The 21,633-nt window shown below is 48.2% G+C and carries 19 protein-coding genes; 11 read left to right on the top strand and 8 right to left on the bottom strand.

The annotated features are described in order from the left end of the window. Positions 1-85: 85 nt before the first annotated feature. The 4 genes from BN4609_RS12610 to trmB all read right to left on the bottom strand — a co-directional run bounded on the left by BN4609_RS12610 (position 86) and on the right by trmB (position 6,570). A complete protein-coding gene (locus BN4609_RS12610; RefSeq protein WP_286686393.1) occupies positions 86-2,395 on the bottom strand; it encodes a GH92 family glycosyl hydrolase in 2,310 nt (769 codons plus the stop codon). Between the two features lie 32 nt (positions 2,396-2,427). Then, positions 2,428-3,222, bottom strand: coding sequence for a basic secretory protein-like protein (locus BN4609_RS12615; RefSeq protein ID WP_021994340.1), 795 nt, complete (start codon positions 3,220-3,222; stop codon positions 2,428-2,430). A 54-nt stretch (positions 3,223-3,276) separates the two neighbouring features. Continuing rightward, positions 3,277-5,622, bottom strand: coding sequence for a GH92 family glycosyl hydrolase (locus BN4609_RS12620; RefSeq protein ID WP_068857008.1), 2,346 nt, complete (start codon positions 5,620-5,622; stop codon positions 3,277-3,279). A gap of 177 nt (positions 5,623-5,799) precedes the next feature. Next, the gene (gene trmB, locus BN4609_RS12625) at positions 5,800-6,570 is read right to left on the bottom strand and encodes a tRNA (guanosine(46)-N7)-methyltransferase TrmB (protein ID WP_068857009.1); all 771 of its coding nucleotides are present in this window, start codon (positions 6,568-6,570) and stop codon (positions 5,800-5,802) included. 257 nt (positions 6,571-6,827) lie between these two features. Here trmB and BN4609_RS12630 point away from each other — a divergent pair, with 257 nt between their 5' ends. The 5 genes from BN4609_RS12630 to BN4609_RS12650 are packed head-to-tail and all read left to right on the top strand — an operon-like array spanning position 6,828 to position 11,832. Then, complete coding sequence (locus BN4609_RS12630; RefSeq protein WP_068857010.1) at positions 6,828-7,205, top strand: BlaI/MecI/CopY family transcriptional regulator; 378 nt, start codon at positions 6,828-6,830, stop codon at positions 7,203-7,205. A 56-nt stretch (positions 7,206-7,261) separates the two neighbouring features. Beyond that, a complete protein-coding gene (locus BN4609_RS12635; RefSeq protein ID WP_068857011.1) occupies positions 7,262-7,480 on the top strand; it encodes a hypothetical protein in 219 nt (72 codons plus the stop codon). Between the two features lie 42 nt (positions 7,481-7,522). Then, a complete protein-coding gene (locus BN4609_RS12640; RefSeq protein ID WP_068857012.1) occupies positions 7,523-9,976 on the top strand; it encodes a M56 family metallopeptidase in 2,454 nt (817 codons plus the stop codon). Positions 9,977-10,026: 50 nt separating this feature from the next. Next, positions 10,027-10,962 (top strand): hypothetical protein, encoded by a 936-nt coding sequence (locus tag BN4609_RS12645; protein WP_164071689.1) that lies wholly within the window; start codon positions 10,027-10,029, stop codon positions 10,960-10,962. A gap of 48 nt (positions 10,963-11,010) precedes the next feature. Next, positions 11,011-11,832, top strand: a complete 822-nt coding sequence (locus BN4609_RS12650) for an energy transducer TonB (protein ID WP_164071690.1) — start codon at positions 11,011-11,013, stop codon at positions 11,830-11,832. Between the two features lie 269 nt (positions 11,833-12,101). On the opposite strand, the gene BN4609_RS12655 is transcribed toward BN4609_RS12650, so the two are convergent. From BN4609_RS12655 to xseA, 4 genes are all read right to left on the bottom strand, one after another. Further along, positions 12,102-12,620 carry a ferritin gene (locus BN4609_RS12655; RefSeq protein ID WP_021994333.1) on the bottom strand — a complete coding sequence of 173 codons (519 nt, stop codon included), beginning with the start codon at positions 12,618-12,620 and terminating at the stop codon, positions 12,102-12,104. Between the two features lie 50 nt (positions 12,621-12,670). Continuing rightward, complete coding sequence (locus BN4609_RS12660) at positions 12,671-13,693, bottom strand: branched-chain amino acid aminotransferase (RefSeq protein ID WP_021994332.1); 1,023 nt, start codon at positions 13,691-13,693, stop codon at positions 12,671-12,673. A gap of 133 nt (positions 13,694-13,826) precedes the next feature. Then, complete coding sequence (gene xseB, locus BN4609_RS12665; protein ID WP_021994331.1) at positions 13,827-14,024, bottom strand: exodeoxyribonuclease VII small subunit; 198 nt, start codon at positions 14,022-14,024, stop codon at positions 13,827-13,829. Positions 14,025-14,030: 6 nt separating this feature from the next. Beyond that, entirely contained in the window at positions 14,031-15,347 is a 1,317-nt protein-coding gene (xseA, locus tag BN4609_RS12670; protein WP_068857015.1) for an exodeoxyribonuclease VII large subunit, read from the bottom strand. 860 nt (positions 15,348-16,207) lie between these two features. Here xseA and BN4609_RS12680 point away from each other — a divergent pair. The 6 genes from BN4609_RS12680 to BN4609_RS12705 all read left to right on the top strand — a co-directional run bounded on the left by BN4609_RS12680 (position 16,208) and on the right by BN4609_RS12705 (position 21,629). Further along, a complete protein-coding gene (locus BN4609_RS12680) occupies positions 16,208-17,575 on the top strand; it encodes an MATE family efflux transporter (protein ID WP_068857017.1) in 1,368 nt (455 codons plus the stop codon). Next, positions 17,568-18,191 carry a cytidylate kinase-like family protein gene (locus tag BN4609_RS12685; protein ID WP_068857018.1) on the top strand — a complete coding sequence of 208 codons (624 nt, stop codon included), beginning with the start codon at positions 17,568-17,570 and terminating at the stop codon, positions 18,189-18,191. The genes BN4609_RS12680 and BN4609_RS12685 overlap by 8 nt, the downstream gene beginning before the upstream one ends. A 21-nt stretch (positions 18,192-18,212) precedes the next feature. Next, positions 18,213-19,151 carry an acyltransferase family protein gene (locus tag BN4609_RS12690; RefSeq protein ID WP_068857019.1) on the top strand — a complete coding sequence of 313 codons (939 nt, stop codon included), beginning with the start codon at positions 18,213-18,215 and terminating at the stop codon, positions 19,149-19,151. A 143-nt stretch (positions 19,152-19,294) separates the two neighbouring features. Next, positions 19,295-19,819 (top strand): metallophosphoesterase family protein, encoded by a 525-nt coding sequence (locus BN4609_RS12695; RefSeq protein ID WP_068857020.1) that lies wholly within the window; start codon positions 19,295-19,297, stop codon positions 19,817-19,819. A 199-nt stretch (positions 19,820-20,018) separates the two neighbouring features. Then, positions 20,019-21,167 (top strand): dTDP-glucose 4,6-dehydratase, encoded by a 1,149-nt coding sequence (gene rfbB / locus BN4609_RS12700; protein WP_068857021.1) that lies wholly within the window; start codon positions 20,019-20,021, stop codon positions 21,165-21,167. A 165-nt stretch (positions 21,168-21,332) separates the two neighbouring features. Continuing rightward, on the top strand, positions 21,333-21,629 hold the full coding sequence (locus BN4609_RS12705; RefSeq protein ID WP_068857022.1) for a hypothetical protein: 297 nt from the start codon (positions 21,333-21,335) through the stop codon (positions 21,627-21,629). The last annotated feature ends 4 nt before the right edge of the window (positions 21,630-21,633 follow it).

Raw genomic sequence — 21,633 nt, forward strand, 5'->3', positions numbered from 1 at the left:
ACGACATACCGGTGCCAACAAGAAAGGACGGAACCCTTGGGCTCCGTCCTCAATGATATCAGTGATGTCCTGATACAAGTATGCATCAGAGACGCATGCCGTGCTTATATGCCACAGTCTTGCCTTCCACCGACACGGAAGGAGCGATGTCGTCCTTTGCCACAGCCCATTTGCGGTTGGGCTTCTTGCTCATGACAAACTCTATATCAATGCCGTTCTTCACGTCATCCCATGTGAGATACGACTTGGTGTAGCGTTTTCCGTTGACATACACCTTATTAATATATACGGCATCCTTGCTCCAATTTCTGGCAGTCATTCTGATGTGGCTGCCGTTGCTCATCCTTACGTCGACGGCAGGCAGCGCAGGCGAGCCGATGTTGTAGTATCCGCTGCCCGGACACACAGGATAGAAGCCGAGACAATTGAATATGTACCATGCCGACATCTGACCGCAGTCGTCGTTTCCGCACAACGATCCCGGCTTGTTGCCATAAAACCTGTCGACAACCTCACGCACCCATTTCTGGCACTTCCATCCCTCGCCTATGTAATTGTAAAGATAGGCAACGTGGTGGCAAGGCTCATTGCCGTGCCAGTATGCGCCTATACGTCCGTGGATGTCGTGTGCTCCCGGTATGTCCTCGGGCAACTCGTAAAGGAACAGCGAGTCAAGTCTTGAGCGGAAAAGATCGCGTCCCATCAGATTGATAAGCCCCTGGACATCTTGCGGCACGGTCCAGTGATACTGCACGGTGAAGCCCTCCGTGATGTCGCCCCAGCCATGAACCGAGCCCGGTCCCTGATAAGCCACAGGGGCAAACGGAGTGCGCCACTTGCCGTTAACGTCCTTGCCGCGCATGTATCCGGTCTGACTGTCATAGATGTTCTGATAGCTCATGGCACGGTTCATGAAGTATTCGTATTCCTTATTCTTGCCGAGTTTCTTCGCAGCCTGTGCTATGGCGTAATCGTCGTAGGCATATTCCAATGTCTTCGAGACCGATTCCGCCTCCTTGTCGAACGGCACATAACCGAGCGAACGGTACTCAGGCAGGCAATCGTAGTTGTTGTTCATTGCTGTTGTGACCATTGCCTCGAAGGCGCGTTCGTGGTCGAATCCTTTGACGTCCTTGCATATCATGTCCGCCAATATAGCCGCGGCATGATAGCCTATCATGCACCATGTCTCATTGCTGGCAAACGACCAGTAGGGCAGCATCTTCTCCACACTCTTGTCATAATGTGCAAGCATGGAGTTTGCCACATCCGCCTGAATGTCCTGATGCACAAGATTCATCAGCGGATGGAATGCCCTGTAAGTGTCCCAGAACGAGAACTCGGTGCGGTTTGTGAACCCGCTCTCTTTCTCGACGTTCTTGTCGAGTCCGAGATAAGAGCCGTCGGCGTCATTGTATACAAACGGACACAGCGCGGCATGATATGCTGATGTGTAGAAAGTCTCTTTCTGTTCGCGTGTTCCCTTTATGGTATACGTGGAGAGTTCTTTCTCCCACTTCTGCTCGGCAAGGGCTTTGACGCTGTCGAAAGTCATGCCGTCGAGCTCCCGCATATTGAGAGCCGCCCCGTCGGTACTGATGGCGGAGATTGATGTCTTGACCGTAACGACCTCGTCGGCATCCGTAGAGAATGTGGCTGTGAACATGATGTTAGGTCCCCATGCCTCGCGGTTGCTGCGGAAACGGGACGTGTTGTATATCACAGGTTTCTGGTCCTGATAAATCATGAAATTCTTCAACGGTTTGGAGAATACAGCCCTGAAGTAGATGTGACGCTCAGGTCCCCATCCTTTCACAAGCTTATAACCGGTCACGACACTGTCGTTCTCGACGCGTATGTTGGACCAAACGCATTTCTGCCACAACGTGTGGTTGAGATCAATAAGAATGAACGACTTGTCAGACTTGGGATAAGTGAAGCGGAACATGCCGCTTCGCACAGCAGAGGTCATCTCTGCCTTCACCCCGTAATCCTTCAGCATAACACCGTAATATCCCGGAGTGGCTTTCTCTTCTTCATGTGAAAAACGTGAGCGATAGCCCTCGTCAGGATTCTCATCGGTGCCAGGATTGAGCTTTATCTCGCCCGTACCGGGCATAAAAAGAAAGTCGCCGAGGTCCGGAATGCCTGTTCCGCTGAGATGAGTGAGCGAGAATCCCTGTATGGACTGTCTGTTCCACTTGTAGCCGGAAGCGCAATCATAGAAATGTTCGTCCGTGTCCGGACTTATCTGTATTCCTCCGAAAGGAATCTGCGCGCCCGGATATACATTGCCGTATCCGTCTGTTCCGACAAACGGATTGACATAGTCTATAAGGCGCGCGCCACCATCCTGATTTGCGTAAACAGTCATGGACAAAGCCATGACTGTCATCAATACGTATTTTCTCATTCCTTTTTATGTTTTTATTCCTTTATGTCGCCTACGGCAACCTGATATTCATGCCACAGTCCGTCCATGGTGTATTTATCGCCGAGGATGTGTTTTATGGCTCCGTCCCACGACCATGGAACGACCTCAAGAGTAGAACGGTTGAACTTACGCAGGAAGTCAGGGTCCTTATGGTCTCTTATCCATACGAAGAAATAGCCTGCATGACGGTATCCGTCAGTATAATTGCCGCCTTTAGGACGATCCTGCTCACCGTGGAAACCGCCGTTGGCAACACGCACTGCATCAGCCATGCCTTCGATGAACGCCCATACCGTCTTGCTGTTTCCATAGTTGCCAATACCCTGCGGCTCAAGCTGGAAAGCGTGGGTGAGCTCATGAAGCAACACTCCTCTTGTCTCAAAATCAACACGAGCCGTGTCGTTATTGGCAAACGAACGCTCCACATGGCGCGTGCTGTAGAATATGTCCACATAGCCGTTGCCGCCACCCTTTGCCGAGATACCTTTTGTGTCTTCAAGCTTATAGTGCAGTCTCTCCAATGCGGGAATACTGTCTTTTGGTGAGAAATAGAGAGTGTTGAGCACCTCGCGCGACACTTTGTTTATATAAGCTTCAGGGTCGGGAATGATGGCATGATAGATTTTAGAGCCCTTGCTGTCAGGTGCCTGATCGTCAAAAAAGATGTCTTTAATCTTAAAGCTTTCCCACTTACCGGCTGAAGCAGCCTTTTTGGATGTTCCGCATGCCGTGAACATCACCATACCGCCAACCAAAGCGGCGATTGTAATAGTCTTTCTGATTTTCATTGTTATTAATGTTTTTATATGATTCCTTTTTTTATCGCAAAACCGTAAAGGCGCTTATGCTCCTTTTGTCATTGAGTATGGCTTGTCTGATTCAGCCAGACCGCGCTTTTTGTTTGGTTTGCTGCCCATGACAAACTCTATCTCGCATCCGCTGTCAAGCATTGAGTGAGTGACATACATCTTTGAGTATGGCTTGCCGTTTATCTTCACACTGCGCACATATCTGTTCTTGTCGCTCACATTCGGGGCTTTGATGATGATGTGCTTGCCGTTAGAAAGGGTTACATCCATATACGGGAGATATGGCGCACCCAACACATACTGGTCACTTCCGGGACAAACCGGATAGAAGCCCATAGCCGAGAAGATATACCATGCGGACATCTGACCGCAATCATCATTGCCTCCCAGACCGCGTATATGGTTACGGTACATCTTGTTCATAATAGTGCGCATCCATGTCTGGGTCTTCCATGGCTGTGACGTCCACGCATAGAGATAAGGTATATGATGGCTTGGCTCGTTGCCATGAACATATCCTCCGACGAGGCAGTCTGCCGTAACGTCTTCATTGTGCTCATAATATTTGGCAGGAAGATCCATCTCGAAAAGTCTGTCCAGTTTACCTATGAACGCCTTGTCTCCTCCAAACAGACTTATCAGACCATCCACATCCTGAGGCGCCTGGAACGAGAAGTTCCACGAATTGCCTTCGATAAAACCTTCACCGGATGTCTGGTAAGGATCAAGGTCTTTCTTGAATGAACCGTCGGAATAGCGCGCATTGGCGAATCCGATGCTCTTATCGAATGTATTACGATAATAAAGCGCACGCTTTTCAAACTGCCGCGCAATATCTTCCATTCCCAAATGTTTGGCTGCACTGTATATGGTCCAGTCGTCAAAAGAATACTCGAGAGTATTCGAAGCGGCTGTACCGTTCTTGTCGAACGGTGCATAACCGAGCCTCATATAGTCTCCAAGACTCTCATAATAAGGGCAGGTGGCTGTTTCAACCATAGCTTTCATCGCTGCGTCGCGGTCGATATCAGCACCTTTTACAAGCGCGTCTGCCAAAACAGTTACGGCATGATAGCCTGTCATACACCATCCCTCATTTGCCATAAGGCTCCAGACGGGCAGCATATGGTGCACACTCTGTTGCTGATGGGCTATCATCGACTTGACCATATCCGTATTACGGTCTGGCTTTATAAGCCCGAGAAGCGGATGGAGCGCACGATAAGTATCCCAGACAGAGAATATGGTATAATTGTCAAAATCCTCTGCGACATGTATATTACCGTCAAGTCCACGGTATCTTCTGTCCACATCCATGTATATGGAAGGATTGATCATAGTGTGATAAAGCGACGTATAGAGCATGGCTTTCTGATCATCGGTTCCCTCACATTCTATTAGCCCGAGCTCATGATTCCAAAGTCCTTCGGTCTCTGTACGAATCTGGTCAAAGGATTTGCCTGAAGCCTCCGCACGAAGGTTCTTCAACGCGCCGTCTGTCCCTACCGCCGACAATGCCACTTTTATGACAAGCGGCTGTGAATCGCTGTTGTCGAAATTGAAGTAAGCCACTATATCGCGCCCCGCAATCTCCGGAAAGTTGCGGTTGACATTGAACTTCCGCCAGAAACCTTGATATTTGGGAGTCTTCATGTCCTTATATCCATAATCCTTTATAGGCTTGCTTAGTGACATCGCAAAATAAGTATAGTTGCAACGAGCCCAACCGTTGGTTATGCGATAACCTGTAATCAAGGTGTCATTCTCCACCCTAAGACTGCTCCATAACACCTTACCGTCGTAATTATAGATGCCATGCAGCATGTCAAGGATTATACGGCAGTCATTGCCTTGAGGGAAAGTGTAACGGTGGACACCTACTCTCTGTGTAGCCGTCATCTCCGCCTTGATGTTATAATCGCTGAGAGTAACGGCATAATATCCCGGCTCTGCGATTTCCGTATCATGTGAGAAACGCGACCTGTAACCGTTTTCAGGCTTGTCGGCTGTACCAGGATTAAGTTTCAGCGCACCCGTCTGGGGCATTATCATAATGTCTCCCAAATCAGAATGTCCGGTTCCACTGAGATGTGTATGACTGAATCCGACGATTGTCGGGTCATCATGCTGGTAACCGGCACAGTATGCATACACCTTCCCAACATAACGTCCGTCTATGTTCTGTGGTATTGTGTCTGTTTCAGGACTGAGCTGGACAATTCCGAACGGAGCACAAGCTCCCGGAAAAGTGTGCCCCATACCGCTTGTTCCAATCATAGGATTGACATACGACACCGGCTCTTTCTTTGTGTCTGCCCACAACTCTGACACTCCAGCCAGTAGCAATAGAGATGCAAAAAATAAAATTCTTCTGTCCATGTAATATACAATTTTGGCTTTTATATTAATAACAATTCAGTAGCACTATAAGTCAAAAAAAATGTCATTATAAAATTGTAAATATATAAAAAATATGTTATTGCAGCTCCATATACATTATTTATATATATAGAGAAGAATAACCGGCATATACAACCACTCATTGATTGTATACAGTTACTTCGCTACAGATAGTCCGCTGCGCTTTGTACGCCTGTAACTACGGTATTCATCGAGCGGAATCTCCACATCAGGCTCATGAAGCTCACCGCCATGCGGAAGTCTGAATTTCATATAACGGATATTCAATCCTCGCTCTATCCACTGGGTCTCATAATATGTTTTAATACCCAGAATGTTGCGTGTCTGCTCGTCAAGTCCCTCTGTATGGTAAAGATCTTCCGTAGAAAAGAGCAAAGGAAGACTGTTTCGCTGTATCATATATGTAGTATATGTAAACAGGAAATTAGAATCAGTCTTAAGGTGTATAAGCCCTCCGTCAGTCAGGAATTTACGGTAACGGTTCATGAAATATGTGCTCGTAAGACGTTTTCGGACGCTTTTCATTTGAGGATCGCTGAACGTAAGCCATATCTCCTGCACTTCATCACAGTCAAAGAACCGGTCTATTATTTCTATATTAGTACGCAAGAATGCTACATTAGGCAGCTTTTCTTCAAGAGCCTGGGTAGCTCCGCTCCACATTCTTGCACCTTTTATGTCAACTCCAATGAAGTTTGTTTCAGGGAAACGCTTTGCCAGTTCCACGGTATATTCGCCTCGTCCGCATCCCAACTCGAGCACAATCGGTCCGTCGTTCTTAAAATATCGTTCGCGCCACTGTCCTTTCATATCAAAAGGTTTCTGCTCCATCACATGATACGGATACTCGAAAACGTTCTCATACCGTTCCATATCAGCAAACTTCTCTAATTTTCCCCTACCCATATTTTCGTATAGTTTTTTGATGACAAAGTTACTGTAAATCACGCATAATACAAAACAAAAGCTGCTGTTTTCACTGTCATATGCACCAATAATACAGATAGCTGGTATAATTAATATAAAAACCGTCATATGATATTCATTTACTAAAAACAAAAGTTAAAACCGTTTGTTTACTAAAAATTTAATAACAGAATGTTTGTTCTGTATATTTTTAATCTATATCTTTGCAAAAACATGAAACCAGAACAACTCTATTTATGGACAAAAACAGAAAAATGACACAGCACGAGAAACAGATTATGGGACTGTTATGGAGCATGGAGAAACAAAAAGCCACCATAAACGAACTGCTATCTGTATTTCCCGATCCTAAGCCAGCCTACACCACGTTGGCTACTTTTCTGAGAATCATGACGCAAAAAGGTTTCGTCAAATACGAAAAAAACAAAGGTATGAAGAACTTTGTTTTCTATCCTTCCATAAGCAAAAGCGAATACTTGAAACTGGAAACGAACGAAATGAAGAACACCTTTTTCGGAGGCTCATTCAAATCGTTAGTGTCCTTCTTTGTGAAAAACGAGAATCTGAATGACGATGAGCTCCAAGAACTCATCCGACTGATAAACAGCAAATAGAAAAGACAGCCTGTAACCTCAGCTAAAAAATAAACCATAACTAAATATTCAAGCCTATGGTATCTCTCATTATATATTCGATAAAGTCAGCTTTATGCCTGACCGTACTGTACCTGCCGTTTTCCCTATTCCTTAGAAATGAGAAAAGACACCGCCTGAACCGTATTGTACTGCTGTCGATACTTGCCGTATCGTTCATCATTCCGTCAATACACATAGAATGGAATAACGCTTCCGTGATGAGCATAAGCACCAACAGCGCAAGAATAGGATAAATGACAACGGACTATCTCGACAATGCGCTGTCATAGACTCCGATGGTTCAGAATGGTCAGGAAAGCACCGGTAAAATCCAATCTGGCATAAACGAGAATGTCATAATGGCATACACGGGAAATACAGAAAGTGACATCACCTCTCCACAAGAACAGAATGAAGGCAAAAGCATGTTGCCTCTGATTCTGGTCATGGTATATATAATAGGTACAATATCTGTCTTTTTATTACGCACAATACAGATAATATCACTGCACCTATACATACACCGTGACTGCATATGGAAACGCAGGATTGATGACAACGCGACAATATACTGCCACAAAGGCGACATACAGCCGTTCAGTTGGATGAGAAGCATCGTCATAGGCGAAAAAGACGCCAGCGAACCGTCATATAACGCAGTGGTAGCACACGAACGCGCACACGTGGCATGCCATCATTCTGCGGACATTATTGTAATGGCAATTGCAGAGACATTGCAGTGGTTCAACCCAGTTCTTTGGATGTTGCGTCACGACCTGTGCGCCATTCACGAATATGAGGCAGACGAGCACGTGTTAAGACAGGGCACACAAATGAAGGAATATCAGCTGCTTCTTGTTTCACGTCTTGCGAAACCACATTTCCTTACCGTCGCAAACGGATTCTCACACACGTCACTCAAATCCAGAATAATAATGATGCTGAAAGACAAATCCAGACGATGGACCATATGCAAATACCTTTACATCATACCGGCAAGTACCTTTGCACTGATAGCCTTTGCCAGTCCTAAAATAGAGGCGATAGCAACCGAAATGGAAGAAAGCAGAAAGGAGATTGTCGAAAGAATAAAAGAGAGCATAAAAATTCCGATTCTTGAGACAGACGACCAAGCAGACAAGGATACAGAAGATTTGGATCTTGACAATCTGAAAAGCGTAAAAGCAATAAGCACTGCATCAAATCAGGATTTGACAATGGCAGGAAAAGGGCAAAAGATGTCGCTACGAAACGGATATACAGTGGCGTTCACCAACATGCACAGTGACGAATCAACCGACTACCGCCTGAGCGTTGTCGACGGAAACGGGAATATTACCGACAGCAAAATAATAGGTCAAGACAGCCCTAAAGCTGTGTTCGCGATAGAGAGCAGGGTGTGCAATGCCCCGGACACACTGCTTACATTCGACATTTCAGAAGCGCGCGATGTGGACAACTGGAGCCTCAACAGGCATTATAAAGTATGGACAAACTCCTGGCTCATAAAAGTGAACGAATGCCACATTGACAGAAACGGCAAGATACATATCGGACGGACATACATGACATCAGTAGGTGTAAACAATCCGTCAGATGATGAAAACAAACAGAAAACATACCCAAGAGGTCTTTTGAAGCATGCCGACTTATACAAGACAACATCCTCAGACAAGAGTTCAGGCGATTATACAGACACAAAACGTGGTATGGCAAACCAATTGTCACAAAAGCTGAGAAACGAAAAGGTATACACACATGCCGACAAAGCGCCTGTATACAACGGTTCAAAGCGTGACATTCAGGAGAGTATCGGCAATATACTACGGGCTGACAACCGTGTCAAGGTGCGGTTCATCGTCAGGAGCGACGGCACCGTGACTGATGTTCATTGTATCGGAACTCTCACAGCGGAGCAAAACAAACGTGTGGAAGACATATTCTACACAATGCCCAAATGGCGTCCGGCTAAAATCGACGGCAAACCAGTGAGCATGGCGATGACAATGCCGTTAGACTGGATGAGCGACAAACAGCATGTCACCGACCCGACACGCTTTCTGTACAATCTTTATTCATCATGCATATATGCGCTCACACCGCACGGCGAGAGAATTGAGAGCAATATAAGAAACGCATACTTCACTGACGATATGCTTTCACGCATGGGAAACGATATTGAGAAAACACTGCTTGACAACAGCGAAACAGACTCTTGGGCAGAGCGCACACTGAACGTGCAGCCGCTCGAAATGAACTGGTACATGGTGGAATATGGCAAGGCTCTCTTCACCAAGAAAGCCGAATACAAGCATGTGGCTGTACATCTTGCAATAAACAACGGACGTTACGTGATTGACAACATACTCACTTCACCGCTGAAAGATAACAACATCAGAAAATACATAAGTTCGCTCATTTTCGACCGCGACGACATGAAGCCTCATGAACTGCCGTCCTTCAAGACACTGCCGGACAGCACAACAAACACCTTCATGCGCAACGTGGAGGGGCTTGGCGACCGTATGGCGGAGATAACATTCATGGTCTATTCCGACGGAAGCATAGGTAAAGTGAACATCATCGACATAAAAGCCAAAGACGAAGAGCCTATAGAAGACATCGTGAAGCAAAGGATGAAAGACAAACTGGAATCCATAAAATGGAAACCGGGCACTGCTTACGGGGTGGCTACAAACACCCGAATGAGCATGATTGCCACGAACACAGGAGGTTACCTGATTAGGTGACCATACAACAAGAACATAAAGACAGACAATATCATAAAACCAACAAGATTATGAACACAAAAAGAGTTGCAGCAACCGTCATAGCACTGGCATTAACAGCCGGCTGCGCCATTGCCCAAAAAGCAGACAAAGACTGTCAACGAAAGACACAAATGGAACAGATAGAGAAAAACGCCGTCGGGATGTGGCAGCGTGTAACCAAGCATAACGGCCACACCTACTACATACCTGAGTTCAAGGTCTACACCAAAGACCACGAGTGGTACAGTTTCCGCACCAACATGGAGAAGCCGGGGAAGTTTGCCGGCGGAAGATGGGAGGTAGTATCGCCGGACAGCATTGTGGAGCACAACGATTACTCCATAGATCCTGCCTACGACGGGAACGTTGACGTGTATCTGAAGATAAACACTTTCAAGCCTGACTTCCACGGAATCTCATTCGTACCACGCGGATACAACGAGGTTGTTTTCATGGACTACGAGAAGGTGGAAGAGAAATCCTCCGGTTCGAGAGGATTGCTTTTGGGACGCGACAACATCCATTTCGACAATATGGACAACTATCCGCTCGTCAGCAATTCAATAAGATTCTTCAAAAAACACGACAACATGTCGGAGCAGGTGGCTCTGAACCAGATGCCGGCAAAGACAAAGGAGACTCTCCAGAGCATTGCCTCACGCCTTTACATAAAAAAGGACTGCAATATGATATTGCACATTGCACTGACCGAAGAAGGCGGGCTGGCTGAATGCATTCCGGAAACATTGTTCCTGGGAGACCGTTCATGCATCATCCGCATATATCATGCGCCGGAGGACGCTGACGCCGCAGAGGCTCTCTACACGCAGGTAAACACTCTGCCTCAGCAGCAAATATCCTCCGACGACACATATTACACAGTCGACATACCCGTCAAAGCGACACAAGCCAACACCACAAATCCTGACAGCAGACTCGACATGGAGAAAGGCATATCGCTCTGACATCAAACGACTCTGAAAGGAAACACCCGTAAAAAAGTGATTATGAATATGAGAAACACAATAATTGCATTGGTTATTATGGCAGGATGGAGCGTCACAGCCCGTCCTGCCGGAACTCCAACTAAGGAAAACGCAACGTCCGGATATACAGCAGCAACCTCTGAAGACTCGGATGTCACCGAAGCAAAAGCCCGTATCTACGAATTCTACGAACGCTATATCGCAACATTCATTGATTCTGACGAGAAACCGGAAGACATCAGGAAAGAATTCATGACACGCAAGTGCATCAAACAAACAGCCAAAGCCACAAGACTGTCAATGACGGATGAGATAATCAGAGCGCAGGACAGCGGTGAGGATGCGCTCAAAAGTCTTGAGGTGAAACACGTCGGAGGCAACCGCTACATCGTGTACTACACATTCAATCCGGGACTTGAATATGAGTCATCCACGTCCATTCCGCTGGAAACAACCACTGTTGACGGGACGACATACATCAGTTACATAAAACCGTCATGGGACCATAGCATTAAAGAGAAAGACGTACTTATGAATGCGGAGGTCTTGCCTGAATATCCCGGAGGGTTCGACGCACTGAACGAATTCATCACACAAAACCTGAGATATCCCCTATATGCATTGCGACACAACATTGAGGGGCGTGTTATTGTGAGTTTTGTAGTTAAGTCAGACGGCTCTGTGTGCAATCCTCTTGTGGTAGAGCCAGCTCATGAATGTCTCAACTCTGAGGCAGAGCGCATAATAGATATTCTACCCGACTTCACTCCCGCGACAAATAAAGGAAAACCTGTGAACATCAAACTCAGCATCCCTATCAACTTCAGGATGTCGCCACAGAATCATTAACAGACCGCTGTCATCACACCATTATCAACCGTAATACCGCATAGACACGTGCTGATGACATGCGGATATGCTCATATGTACCGATACAAACACCGGTACAGACACACACACTGTTCTTAGTGACATTGCTGAAGGCAACACGCTGTCATGTCATGAGATTTCCTACGGCAATGTAATCATGGAAGATTGAGGATCGTACAAATATGCAAGACGGACCGGAATCACGCTTTTCGCGTAATGTCGGTCCGTCCTTTTAACACGAATATATCTTATTTGCCAGCCAGCGGCGCAGCCTGTGTATAAGAACGCGCGCCGAGTTCCTTGTCAAGCATATAGAGTCCGTAACCGTTGTCCTTTATCATCTTCAGGTTGTCGATGATGGTCTGTGCGGTCTCTTCCTCCTCCACCTGCTCGTCTATGAACCATTTGAGCATGCTCTGGGTGGCGTAATCATTCTCTGCCGTTGTCAGTGCGAAAAGCTTGTTGATAAGCCCTGTCACACTACGCTCGTGTGCGAGTGTGCTCTCAAAAACGTCGAGAATGGAGTCCCATGTCGTCGGCACCGCCTTTATCGGAGTAAGGGTCACATTGCCGCCGCGCGATATGATGTAGTTGAAAAACACCTTGGCATGGTCCTGTTCCTCCTGAAACTGCACCTCAAACCACTTGCCCATGCCGGGATTACCCTTTGCATGACAATATGCAGCCATTGACATATAAAGATAAGCAGACCACAGTTCTGCGTTTATCTGGGCATTGATAGCCTCTTCTATTTTCTTACTTAGCATAATCTTTTATTTTTAAAGTTTGACATTATCTGTTCAATCACCGTTTACGGTCAGCCAATCACCACTGTTGTCCAGCCGTGCCTGTCCTCCTCCGTGCCATACTGTATGCCGCGCAGATGCTCGTACAGTTTTCTGGATATGGGTCCGGGCTGTCCGTCCTTGCTGAATACGTATCTCTTGCCTGTGTCAAGATCGTCGATATAGGAGATAGGACTGATGACCGCCGCCGTGCCGCACGCTCCGGCTTCCTCGAATGTCTCGAGCTCCTCCTCCGGTATCTGACGCTGCTCCACGGTCATGCCGTAGTCGCGTGCAAGCTGCATCAGACTCTTGTTGGTGATGCTCGGAAGTATCGATGTCGACTTAGGCGTGACATACGTGTTGTTCTTTATACCGAAGAAGTTTGCCGCGCCACACTCGTCCATGTACTTCTTCTCCTTGGCGTCAAGATAGAACTCGCAGGCATAGCCCTTCTCGTGTGCGATGGCATTTGCCTTCAGCGACGCCGCATAGTTGCCTCCCACCTTGTATACACCGGTGCCGAGCGGAGCCGAGCGGTCGTAATCGCGTATTATGACATAAGGATTGGTGGAGAATCCTCCCTTGAAGTAAGGGCCCACAGGAGTAACGAATATAAGGAACATGTATTCCGTTGCGGGATGCACGCCCACCTGCGCCGTGGTGCCGATGAGCAGCGGACGGATGTAGAGAGACGCCCCGCTCTCGTAGGTCGGGATGTACTCCTGATTGAGACGCACCACCTTCTTCACCATCTCGCAGAACAGTTCTGTCGGCACTTCCGGCATCATTATTCCGCGGCAGGTGCTCTGCAGGCGTGCGGCGTTCTCGTCCATGCGGAACACCCTCACTTTCCCGTCCGGACAGCGGAAAGCCTTCAGTCCCTCGAAAGCCTCCTGTCCGTAGTGGAGGCAGGTGGCTGCCATATGCAGTTTCAGATATTCGTCTGAGCACACTTCTATCTCTCCCCACTTGCCGTTGTTGTAGCAACAACGCACGTTATAGTCGGTCGGAACATATCCGAACGACAAACCTGACCAGTCTATATCTTTCATAACCATGAATTATTTATATATTCCATATGATGAAACAACCGAGAGACAAAATTAGCAATAAAAATACATTTCCACAACAAATTGTCACAGAAAATACCCCAAAGTTATAAAATCGTGTCCGCAAGCACCGTATTCACTGATTGTCTGTCAGTATTTTCCTTATCTCCTCATCCGTACGGGTGAGCTTGTCACGGCACATCTTTATGAGTTTCTGTGCGGTCTTCACCTTCTCGCAGAGCGAGTCGATGTCAAGATTGCCGTTCTCCATGTCCGCGACAATATTCTCGAGGCGTGTCATAGCCTCTTCGTATTTCAGCGTTTCCTTTGCCATAAAGTCCTATCTTCTTTTTTTTGATATTCGTTCTATCTTAGAAACCACCCTGCCCTTCGCAAGGACCGTCTCAAGACGGTCGCCGTCCGTCAGCGCGGAAGCGTCGGTCACAGCTTTGCCGTCGTGCAGAGTGATGCTGTATCCGCGCGACAGCATGCGTTGCGGATCCACCGCCTCCGTGCGCTGTCCGAGCATCTCCAGACGGTGACGTCCTGCCGTTATGCTCTGCCGCGCGGCTCCGGCAAGCCGCAGGGGCATTGTCCCGAGCCGGGCTCTCTCGTCTGCCGCCGTCTGCCTCACGGCGACATACAGTCTGTCGCGCAACCGTGTCAGACTCTCAGTCTCACGGTTTCTCACCGTGGCATAGAGCGACGGCAGCACCGTGGACAGATATTTTATGCGGCTGTTCTCACGCTCCATCATGTCTGCGGCATATTTTGCGACAAACGCCGCCGCACTGTCCACCTGCGCAGCCACTGCAGCCAGCCTGTCCACAAGGAACGCGGCGGCAGCCGTGGGCGTCTTTACGCTTTGGTTTGCCACCATGTCGAGCACGCTCTCGTCCCTGTTGTGGCCTATGCCTACGATTACCGGCAGAGGGAAGTTTGCCACGTTCTCCGCCAGACTCAGCGTGTCGAAGCCGGACAAATCGCTCGTTGCGCCGCCACCTCTTATTATAACCACCACATCAAACTCGTCCGCCCTCGAATATATCTCGTTCAGGGCTGCTATCACACTCCGTTCGGTCGCCTCGCCCTGCATCACCGCAGGGAACAGCCTTACAGTGAAGGCAAGCCCCTTGCCGTTGTCGTGCAGCTGGTTGCAGAAGTCGTCATATCCGGCTGCATTGTCGCTCGACACTACCGCCACACGCTGCGTGAAGAGTGGCAGCACAAGCTCCTTCTGCAGTTCAAGGACGCCCTCCTCCTTCAGACGGGCTATTATCTCGCGACGCCTGCGAGCCATGTCGCCGAGCGTGTATTCCGGATTTATGTCTGTGACAATCCATGAGAAGCCGTAAGCCTCGTGAAAGTCGGCATGCACACGCATCATCACCTTCATCCCGGTGTTCAGCTCCCGCCCCGTGACCCGTCCGAACGCAGCCTTGACAAGAGCCCAGTGTGTGCGCCAGCATTTTGCCGAGGCGCGGGCTACGGGCGTCTTCGTGTCCTCCGCCTTCTGCACAAGCTCCATGTAGCAATGCCCGTTCACGACGCGCATCTCCGATATTTCCGCCTCTACCCAATATTCATCGGGCATCACAGAACTGATGACTTCCGCCACCATATTGTTCAACTCGTATAAGGTAAGAGCATTTATCATCGGCTATCCTTACTCTAATGTTTGTATGTCTCACTCGTTACAGGCATATGCATCCGTCACGGCATACAGACGCCTCATATAATGCAAATTTATAAAATATTCTCAACTATCCGCCATTCCGCGCGGAATTTATATTCCGTCTGTCTGTTTTTTACACGAAAAACCGCCTTACGTAACACATCATTCACCGTACAACGCAGTCTCCATGCGGAAATGAAAACATACCGCAGCATCTTTACGGTGATGAATATTTATGCATTATGAAAGTAAAAAAACATGACATTGTTTTTTCGCGAAACAGATAACGCAAACCATCGGAAACGCTGTCACGGCATGCCGGAAATGCGTCAGCAGTGCGGTTTTTCACATCCGGCACTGTCTGACACCGGCTTTTCCGGCGCAGGAAAGCCCCTTTCAGCATACAGGACAGCCTTTTCCGGCATGCGGGAAAGCATGTTCTGCAACGCGAAAGAGCCTTTTCCGCAACACCGAAAAGCCTTTTCTGCAAAGCTGAAATGGCGGAACAGGAAGACTGAAAAACACAATCCGTTGGCATACAGACAGTTGCGTAAAACGCCCGAAAATCACGTATTTGCCGCCGGACGGACTTCTCTGTGCAAATACTGCCTTAATTTGAACGTTCAGATGTATATTAATGCGTTCTCAGGAACGTTTTCCTGCATAATTATGCATCATGTCATGAATCTGCAAGCGGTGTTCCATCAAAATAATATAAGTATATCGGAGAGCAGCCGTGCCGTCCGTAACGGTAAATAAAATGAATACGGAGACCTGAAAAACAAAGCCAATTTATTTCGTATATCTGCAAATTGCAGTAACTTTGCACAGGATTTTTAATTATGGATAATAAACAAGCAACATTAGAATTAGGCACCAAACCGGTAGGCAAACTGCTCATGCAGTATGCCCTGCCCGCCATCATAGCAATGACGGCAGCCTCGCTCTACAACATGATTGACAGCATATTCATTGGGCAAGGCGTGGGTGCCATGGCAATTTCAGGACTTGCCATCACTTTCCCTTTCATGAACCTCACAGCGGCATTCGGTGCTGCCGTAGGTATAGGTGCGTCCACTTATCTGTCTGTGAAACTCGGTCAGAAAGACTACAAGACGGCGGAGCGCATTCTCGGAAACAACGTGACGCTCAACATTGTCATCGGTATCACGGTGGGAGCTGTCAGCCTTCTCTTTCTCGACCCCATCCTTCGCTTTTTCGGAGCGAGCCATCAGACGCTTCCCTATGCGCGCGAATACATGACAGTCATCCTTGCGGCAAACGTGTTCAGCCAGCTGTTTTACGGCACAAACGCCGTGCTTCGCGCCACAGGCAAGCCGAAACAGGCTATGTTCATAACCATAGCCACGGTGGTTATGAACGCCATCCTCGCCCCGATATTCATATGGGGATGCGGTCTGGGCATAAGCGGTGCGGCATACGCCACGGTGCTCTCGCAGATAGCCGCGCTGGTATGGCAGATGCATATAATGAGCAACAAGAACGAACTGCTGCACCTGCACAGGGGCATATACCGTCCCGACCGCGACATCGCGAGGAATATCATAGCCATAGGTCTGTCGCCTTTCTCGATGAATGTGTGCGCATGCATCATCGTGATATTCATAAACAACAGCCTGGTGAAGTATGGCGGCGACCTTGCGGTGGGCGCATACGGCATCGCCAACCGCGTGGCGTTCATCTTTGTGATGATAAACATGGGTCTGAACCAGGGCATGCAGCCCATCGCCGGATACAACTACGGCTCGCAGCAGCTTGACAGGATGATGCGGGTTCTGAAGTATGCGATGATAGCGGCGACCGTGATCATGACCACAGGATTCGTCATCGCGATGGTCATACCCGAGCTGTGCGCAAGGCTGTTCACAACAGACGCCACACTCATAGACATGTCAGTAGAGGGCATACGCACCATAATGTTGATGTTCCCCGTAGTGGGCTACCAGATGGTGGTGACCAACTTTTTCCAGAGTATAGGCAAAGCCAAGATAAGCATATTCCTCTCGCTGTCGAGACAACTGCTGTTCCTACTGCCGCTTCTCATTGTTCTGCCACATATGTTCGGCATAGACGGTGTGTGGGCGGCAATGCCGGCATCCGACGCCATTGCGGCAATCATAGCCGCGTGGATAATGGCTTTATACATGAAAAAATTCAAAAAACAATATAGAGAGCTCACCAATGGATGACAAAAAGATAATAATAAATGTGGGCCGCCAGCTCGGAAGCGGCGGACGCATCATCGCTTCGATGCTTGCCAAAGACTTCGGATGCAAGTTCTATGATAAGGAACTGCTTAACCTTGCGGCTAAGGAGAGCGGCTTCTGTGAGAAGTTCTTCGAGCAGAACGATGAGCAGAAAGGATTCCTCAAGTCTTTCTTCTACGCCCACATGCCATTCCTCTCAAGCTCGGGATTCTACAACAACCGGCTGTCACAGGAAAGTCTGTTCCAGTTTCAGAGCGATGCCATACGCAAGGCGGCGCAGGAAGGCTCGTGCGTGTTTGTGGGTCGGTGTGCCGACTACGTGCTGCGCGAATATGAGAACACAGTCAACATATTCATCACGGCGGATATAAAGGAACGGATAGAGCGCGTTGCCAAAAGGCACGGATGCGGAGCCGAGACCGCAATGAAAATAATAAACGACAGGGAAAGCGAACGCTCCACATATTATAATTACTACACAGGCAAGAAATGGGGCTACTCCGCGTCGTACGATCTGTGCGTCAACTCGAGCATACTCGGAATGGAAAAGACCGAAGAACTCATAAAGGACTTCATCCGGAAAAAGTTCGGTATGTGACAACATAAGCCGCCTACGTACATGAAGGTACACGGTCTGCTGGAGAAAAACGACTCTTATGCCCTGAGAGGAGTGTGCATGATTATGATTATCGTGCACCACACATACCTCAGTGCCATAGACATGCCCGGATGCCACACGGACAGCTGGCTCGCCGATGTGGGCACAGGATGGCTGTGGGGATATGGAGGCACAGGCGTCTTTCTGTTTCTTTCAGGATTCGGGATGTTCTTCTCGCTGCGACGCAACAGGCTTTCCGGCAGGGCATACATAAGGAGCAAATTCATCAGACTGTTCATTCCTTACCTGTGGCTTTGGGCAGTAAGCCTCATCATATATATACTGTATGACAGCAGTCAGCTTACTCCCCGGCTGCTCACATCGTTTCTTTCTCTTGACATACCACCTGCCAACGAGGCGTGGTTCTATAAGGTCATAATAGGTCTTTACGCCCTCTCCATCGTCATATTCAAGGTTTTCAGAAATCCAAGGGCATGCGTGCTGGCAGTCTCTTCGGTGTGCGTGGCATACTATTGTCTGGCAAATTACGTGTTAGAAATGGATCCGTGGTGGTTCATCACGGTGCTCAACTTCCCGTCAGGCATGCTAACCGCCCTTTTCTACGACAAGCTGAGGCATATACAGCCGGTATATGTCATCCTGCCGGGCACACTGTTGTTTGCCTTGCTGCAATACTTCCACCCCAACCCAACAATATCAAGTCTGCTGTTCTCTGCGGTCATGATAAACGCCGTACGCTACGTGAACATCAGCAACCGGATACTTGGCTACATAGGAACAAACAGTCTGCTGTTCTACTTTCTCGAAGAACCGGCGATAGACTATCTTGCAAGACCAGCCGCATTCAGCTTTTATTCATATTCAATTGCCGCCGTTCTGACTACGCTGCTGCTCGTGTTCCTTTGCAGACGTACAGGCAATCTGATGCAGAGAACATGACGTCAGGCCCTTGCCGGGGAGTATAACCGTGACGCAGAGGATAAAAACAAAATACATGCTTGCTACATTTAAATAATATCATTATCTTTGCATGGCAAGACTTGTAACCGTGCCATGACTTCTTTCCAAGGAGTACGTTTGCAATGAAAAGAATCGGAATAATAAGCGACACCCACTCATATTGGGACGACAAATATCTGGAATACTTTGAGACATGCGATGAGATATGGCATGCCGGAGACATATGCTCCACACAGCTCGCAGAAAAACTGGCTGCCTTCCGCCCCCTTCGAGCCGTATGCGGCAACTGTGACGGAGGGGAACTGAGACGGATGTTTCCGGAGATACTCAGATTCAGGTGCGAGGATGTGGATGTACTTATGAAACATATAGGCGGATATCCGGGACGCTACGACGCAAGCATAAGAAACAGAATATATGCCTCACCGCCACAGCTGTTCATAAGCGGACACTCGCATATACTTAAAATAAAATATGACAAGACTCTCGGACTGCTGCACATCAACCCCGGAGCGGCTGGACTTCAGGGATGGCACGTGGACAGGACGCTCGTAAGGCTGACCATAGACGGCAGCCGCTTCAAAGACTGCGAGGTCATCACGCTGGCTGATCCGCGCAAAGTGATACAGAACGATTACGACGGATAGAACGGCAATACACACGTCCCGCCGCCTCTCATACACATGCATGCATACGGAGGTGTGTGCCGCGGGCTTGCTTCCTGACGCTGGCGATGAAGGAGAAGCCGCATATGCAGACCGAAGTTCTGGCGACTTGACGCCACGGACATAACCACACGGAGTATACGGACGCAAAAGGAAAAATCATTAAAAAAAGTATATAGACATGAAGACTTATCTTGTAACAGGAGCCGCAGGATTCATTGGTGCGAACTTCATCAAGTACCTGCTTCACAGAAAGTACAAAAATGAGGACATCAAAGTCATTGTGCTCGACCTTCTGACCTACGCCGGAAACCTCGGCACAATTAAAGACGACATCGACAACGAGCGTTGCTTCTTCGTCCGCGGAGACATAAGGGACAGAGAACTCGCTGACAGACTGTTTGCCGAAAACGACATCGACTATGTTGTAAACTTTGCCGCAGAAAGCCATGTAGACCGGAGTATTGAGGACCCGCAGCTGTTCCTGTCGGTAAATATCCTCGGAACGCAGAACCTGTTGGATGCAGCCCGCAAGGCATGGGTTACAGGGAAGGACGATGCCGGATACCCTGTATGGAAGGCAGGAAAGCGTTTTCATCAGGTTGCGACCGACGAGGTTTACGGCTCACTCGGTCCGGAAGGATTCTTCACGGAGGACACTCCACTTTGCCCGCACAGTCCGTACAGCGCGTCAAAGACAAGCGCCGACCTTTTCGTAATGGCATATCACGACACTTACCACATGCCTGTCACCATAACACGATGCTCGAACAACTACGGTCCTTACCATTTCCCGGAAAAGCTTATACCCCTTATCATCAACAATATACTTGAAGGAAAGAAGCTCCCGGTGTACGGAAAGGGAGAGAATGTGCGCGACTGGCTCTACGTTGAAGACCATTGCAAGGCAATCGACCTCGTTGTAAGGGAGGGTCGTGACGGTCAGGTTTACAACGTTGGAGGACACAACGAGATGAAGAACATCGACATTGTCAAACTCACAATAAAGACCATCCACGACATGATGGAGAACGAGCCGGAACTCAGGAAAGTGCTCAGGAAACAGGAACTCGACGAGAACGGCGACATAAGAATTGACTGGATAAATGACGGACTGATTACTTTTGTGGCAGACAGGTTGGGACATGACCAGCGTTATGCCATCGACCCGACAAAGATAAAGAACGAGCTCGGATGGTATCCGGAGACAAAATTCGCCGACGGAATAGTAAAGACAATACGCTGGAATCTGGAACATCAGGACTGGATAAAGGATGTGACAAGCGGCGAATATCAGAAATATTACGAACAGATGTACGGCAACAGATAAGCGATGTCATCTGCGGCAGAATTTCATCATGCGGTTCCGGAGCATCACGGACGCATGGTGAAATTTTCAGTATAAAGTCTGCCGTCGCACAACATACAGCACCCCAACAACAGTTATAAATGTTTTTATTCAACACAACCGTCTGCATATAAAGCGGCATAAGATATGGATACGATTTCAGAAGAACTTCACCACTTCCTCATACGGCTCGGGAAAGAGCCCGACTGTGTAAGTGAGAAGGTAGAACATTACATCATGCACCTCATACGCATAATCCCTCCGGACGATGAGAAAGCGCTGAAGGATTACTACGGACTGTTCGGCAATCCGGTGAAAAGCCTTTGCGACATAGCACATGAGCGCAAGCTGTCGGAGGAAACGATGAGGAAGATAATGGAAACAAGCCTTCGCAAAATCGCCGTATCGCCGGAATGGCAGATGATAAGGCAAATAATAAAATAAAAGA

Source organism: Leyella lascolaii (genome assembly GCF_900079775.1).
Lineage (GTDB): Bacteria > Bacteroidota > Bacteroidia > Bacteroidales > Bacteroidaceae > Prevotella > Prevotella lascolaii.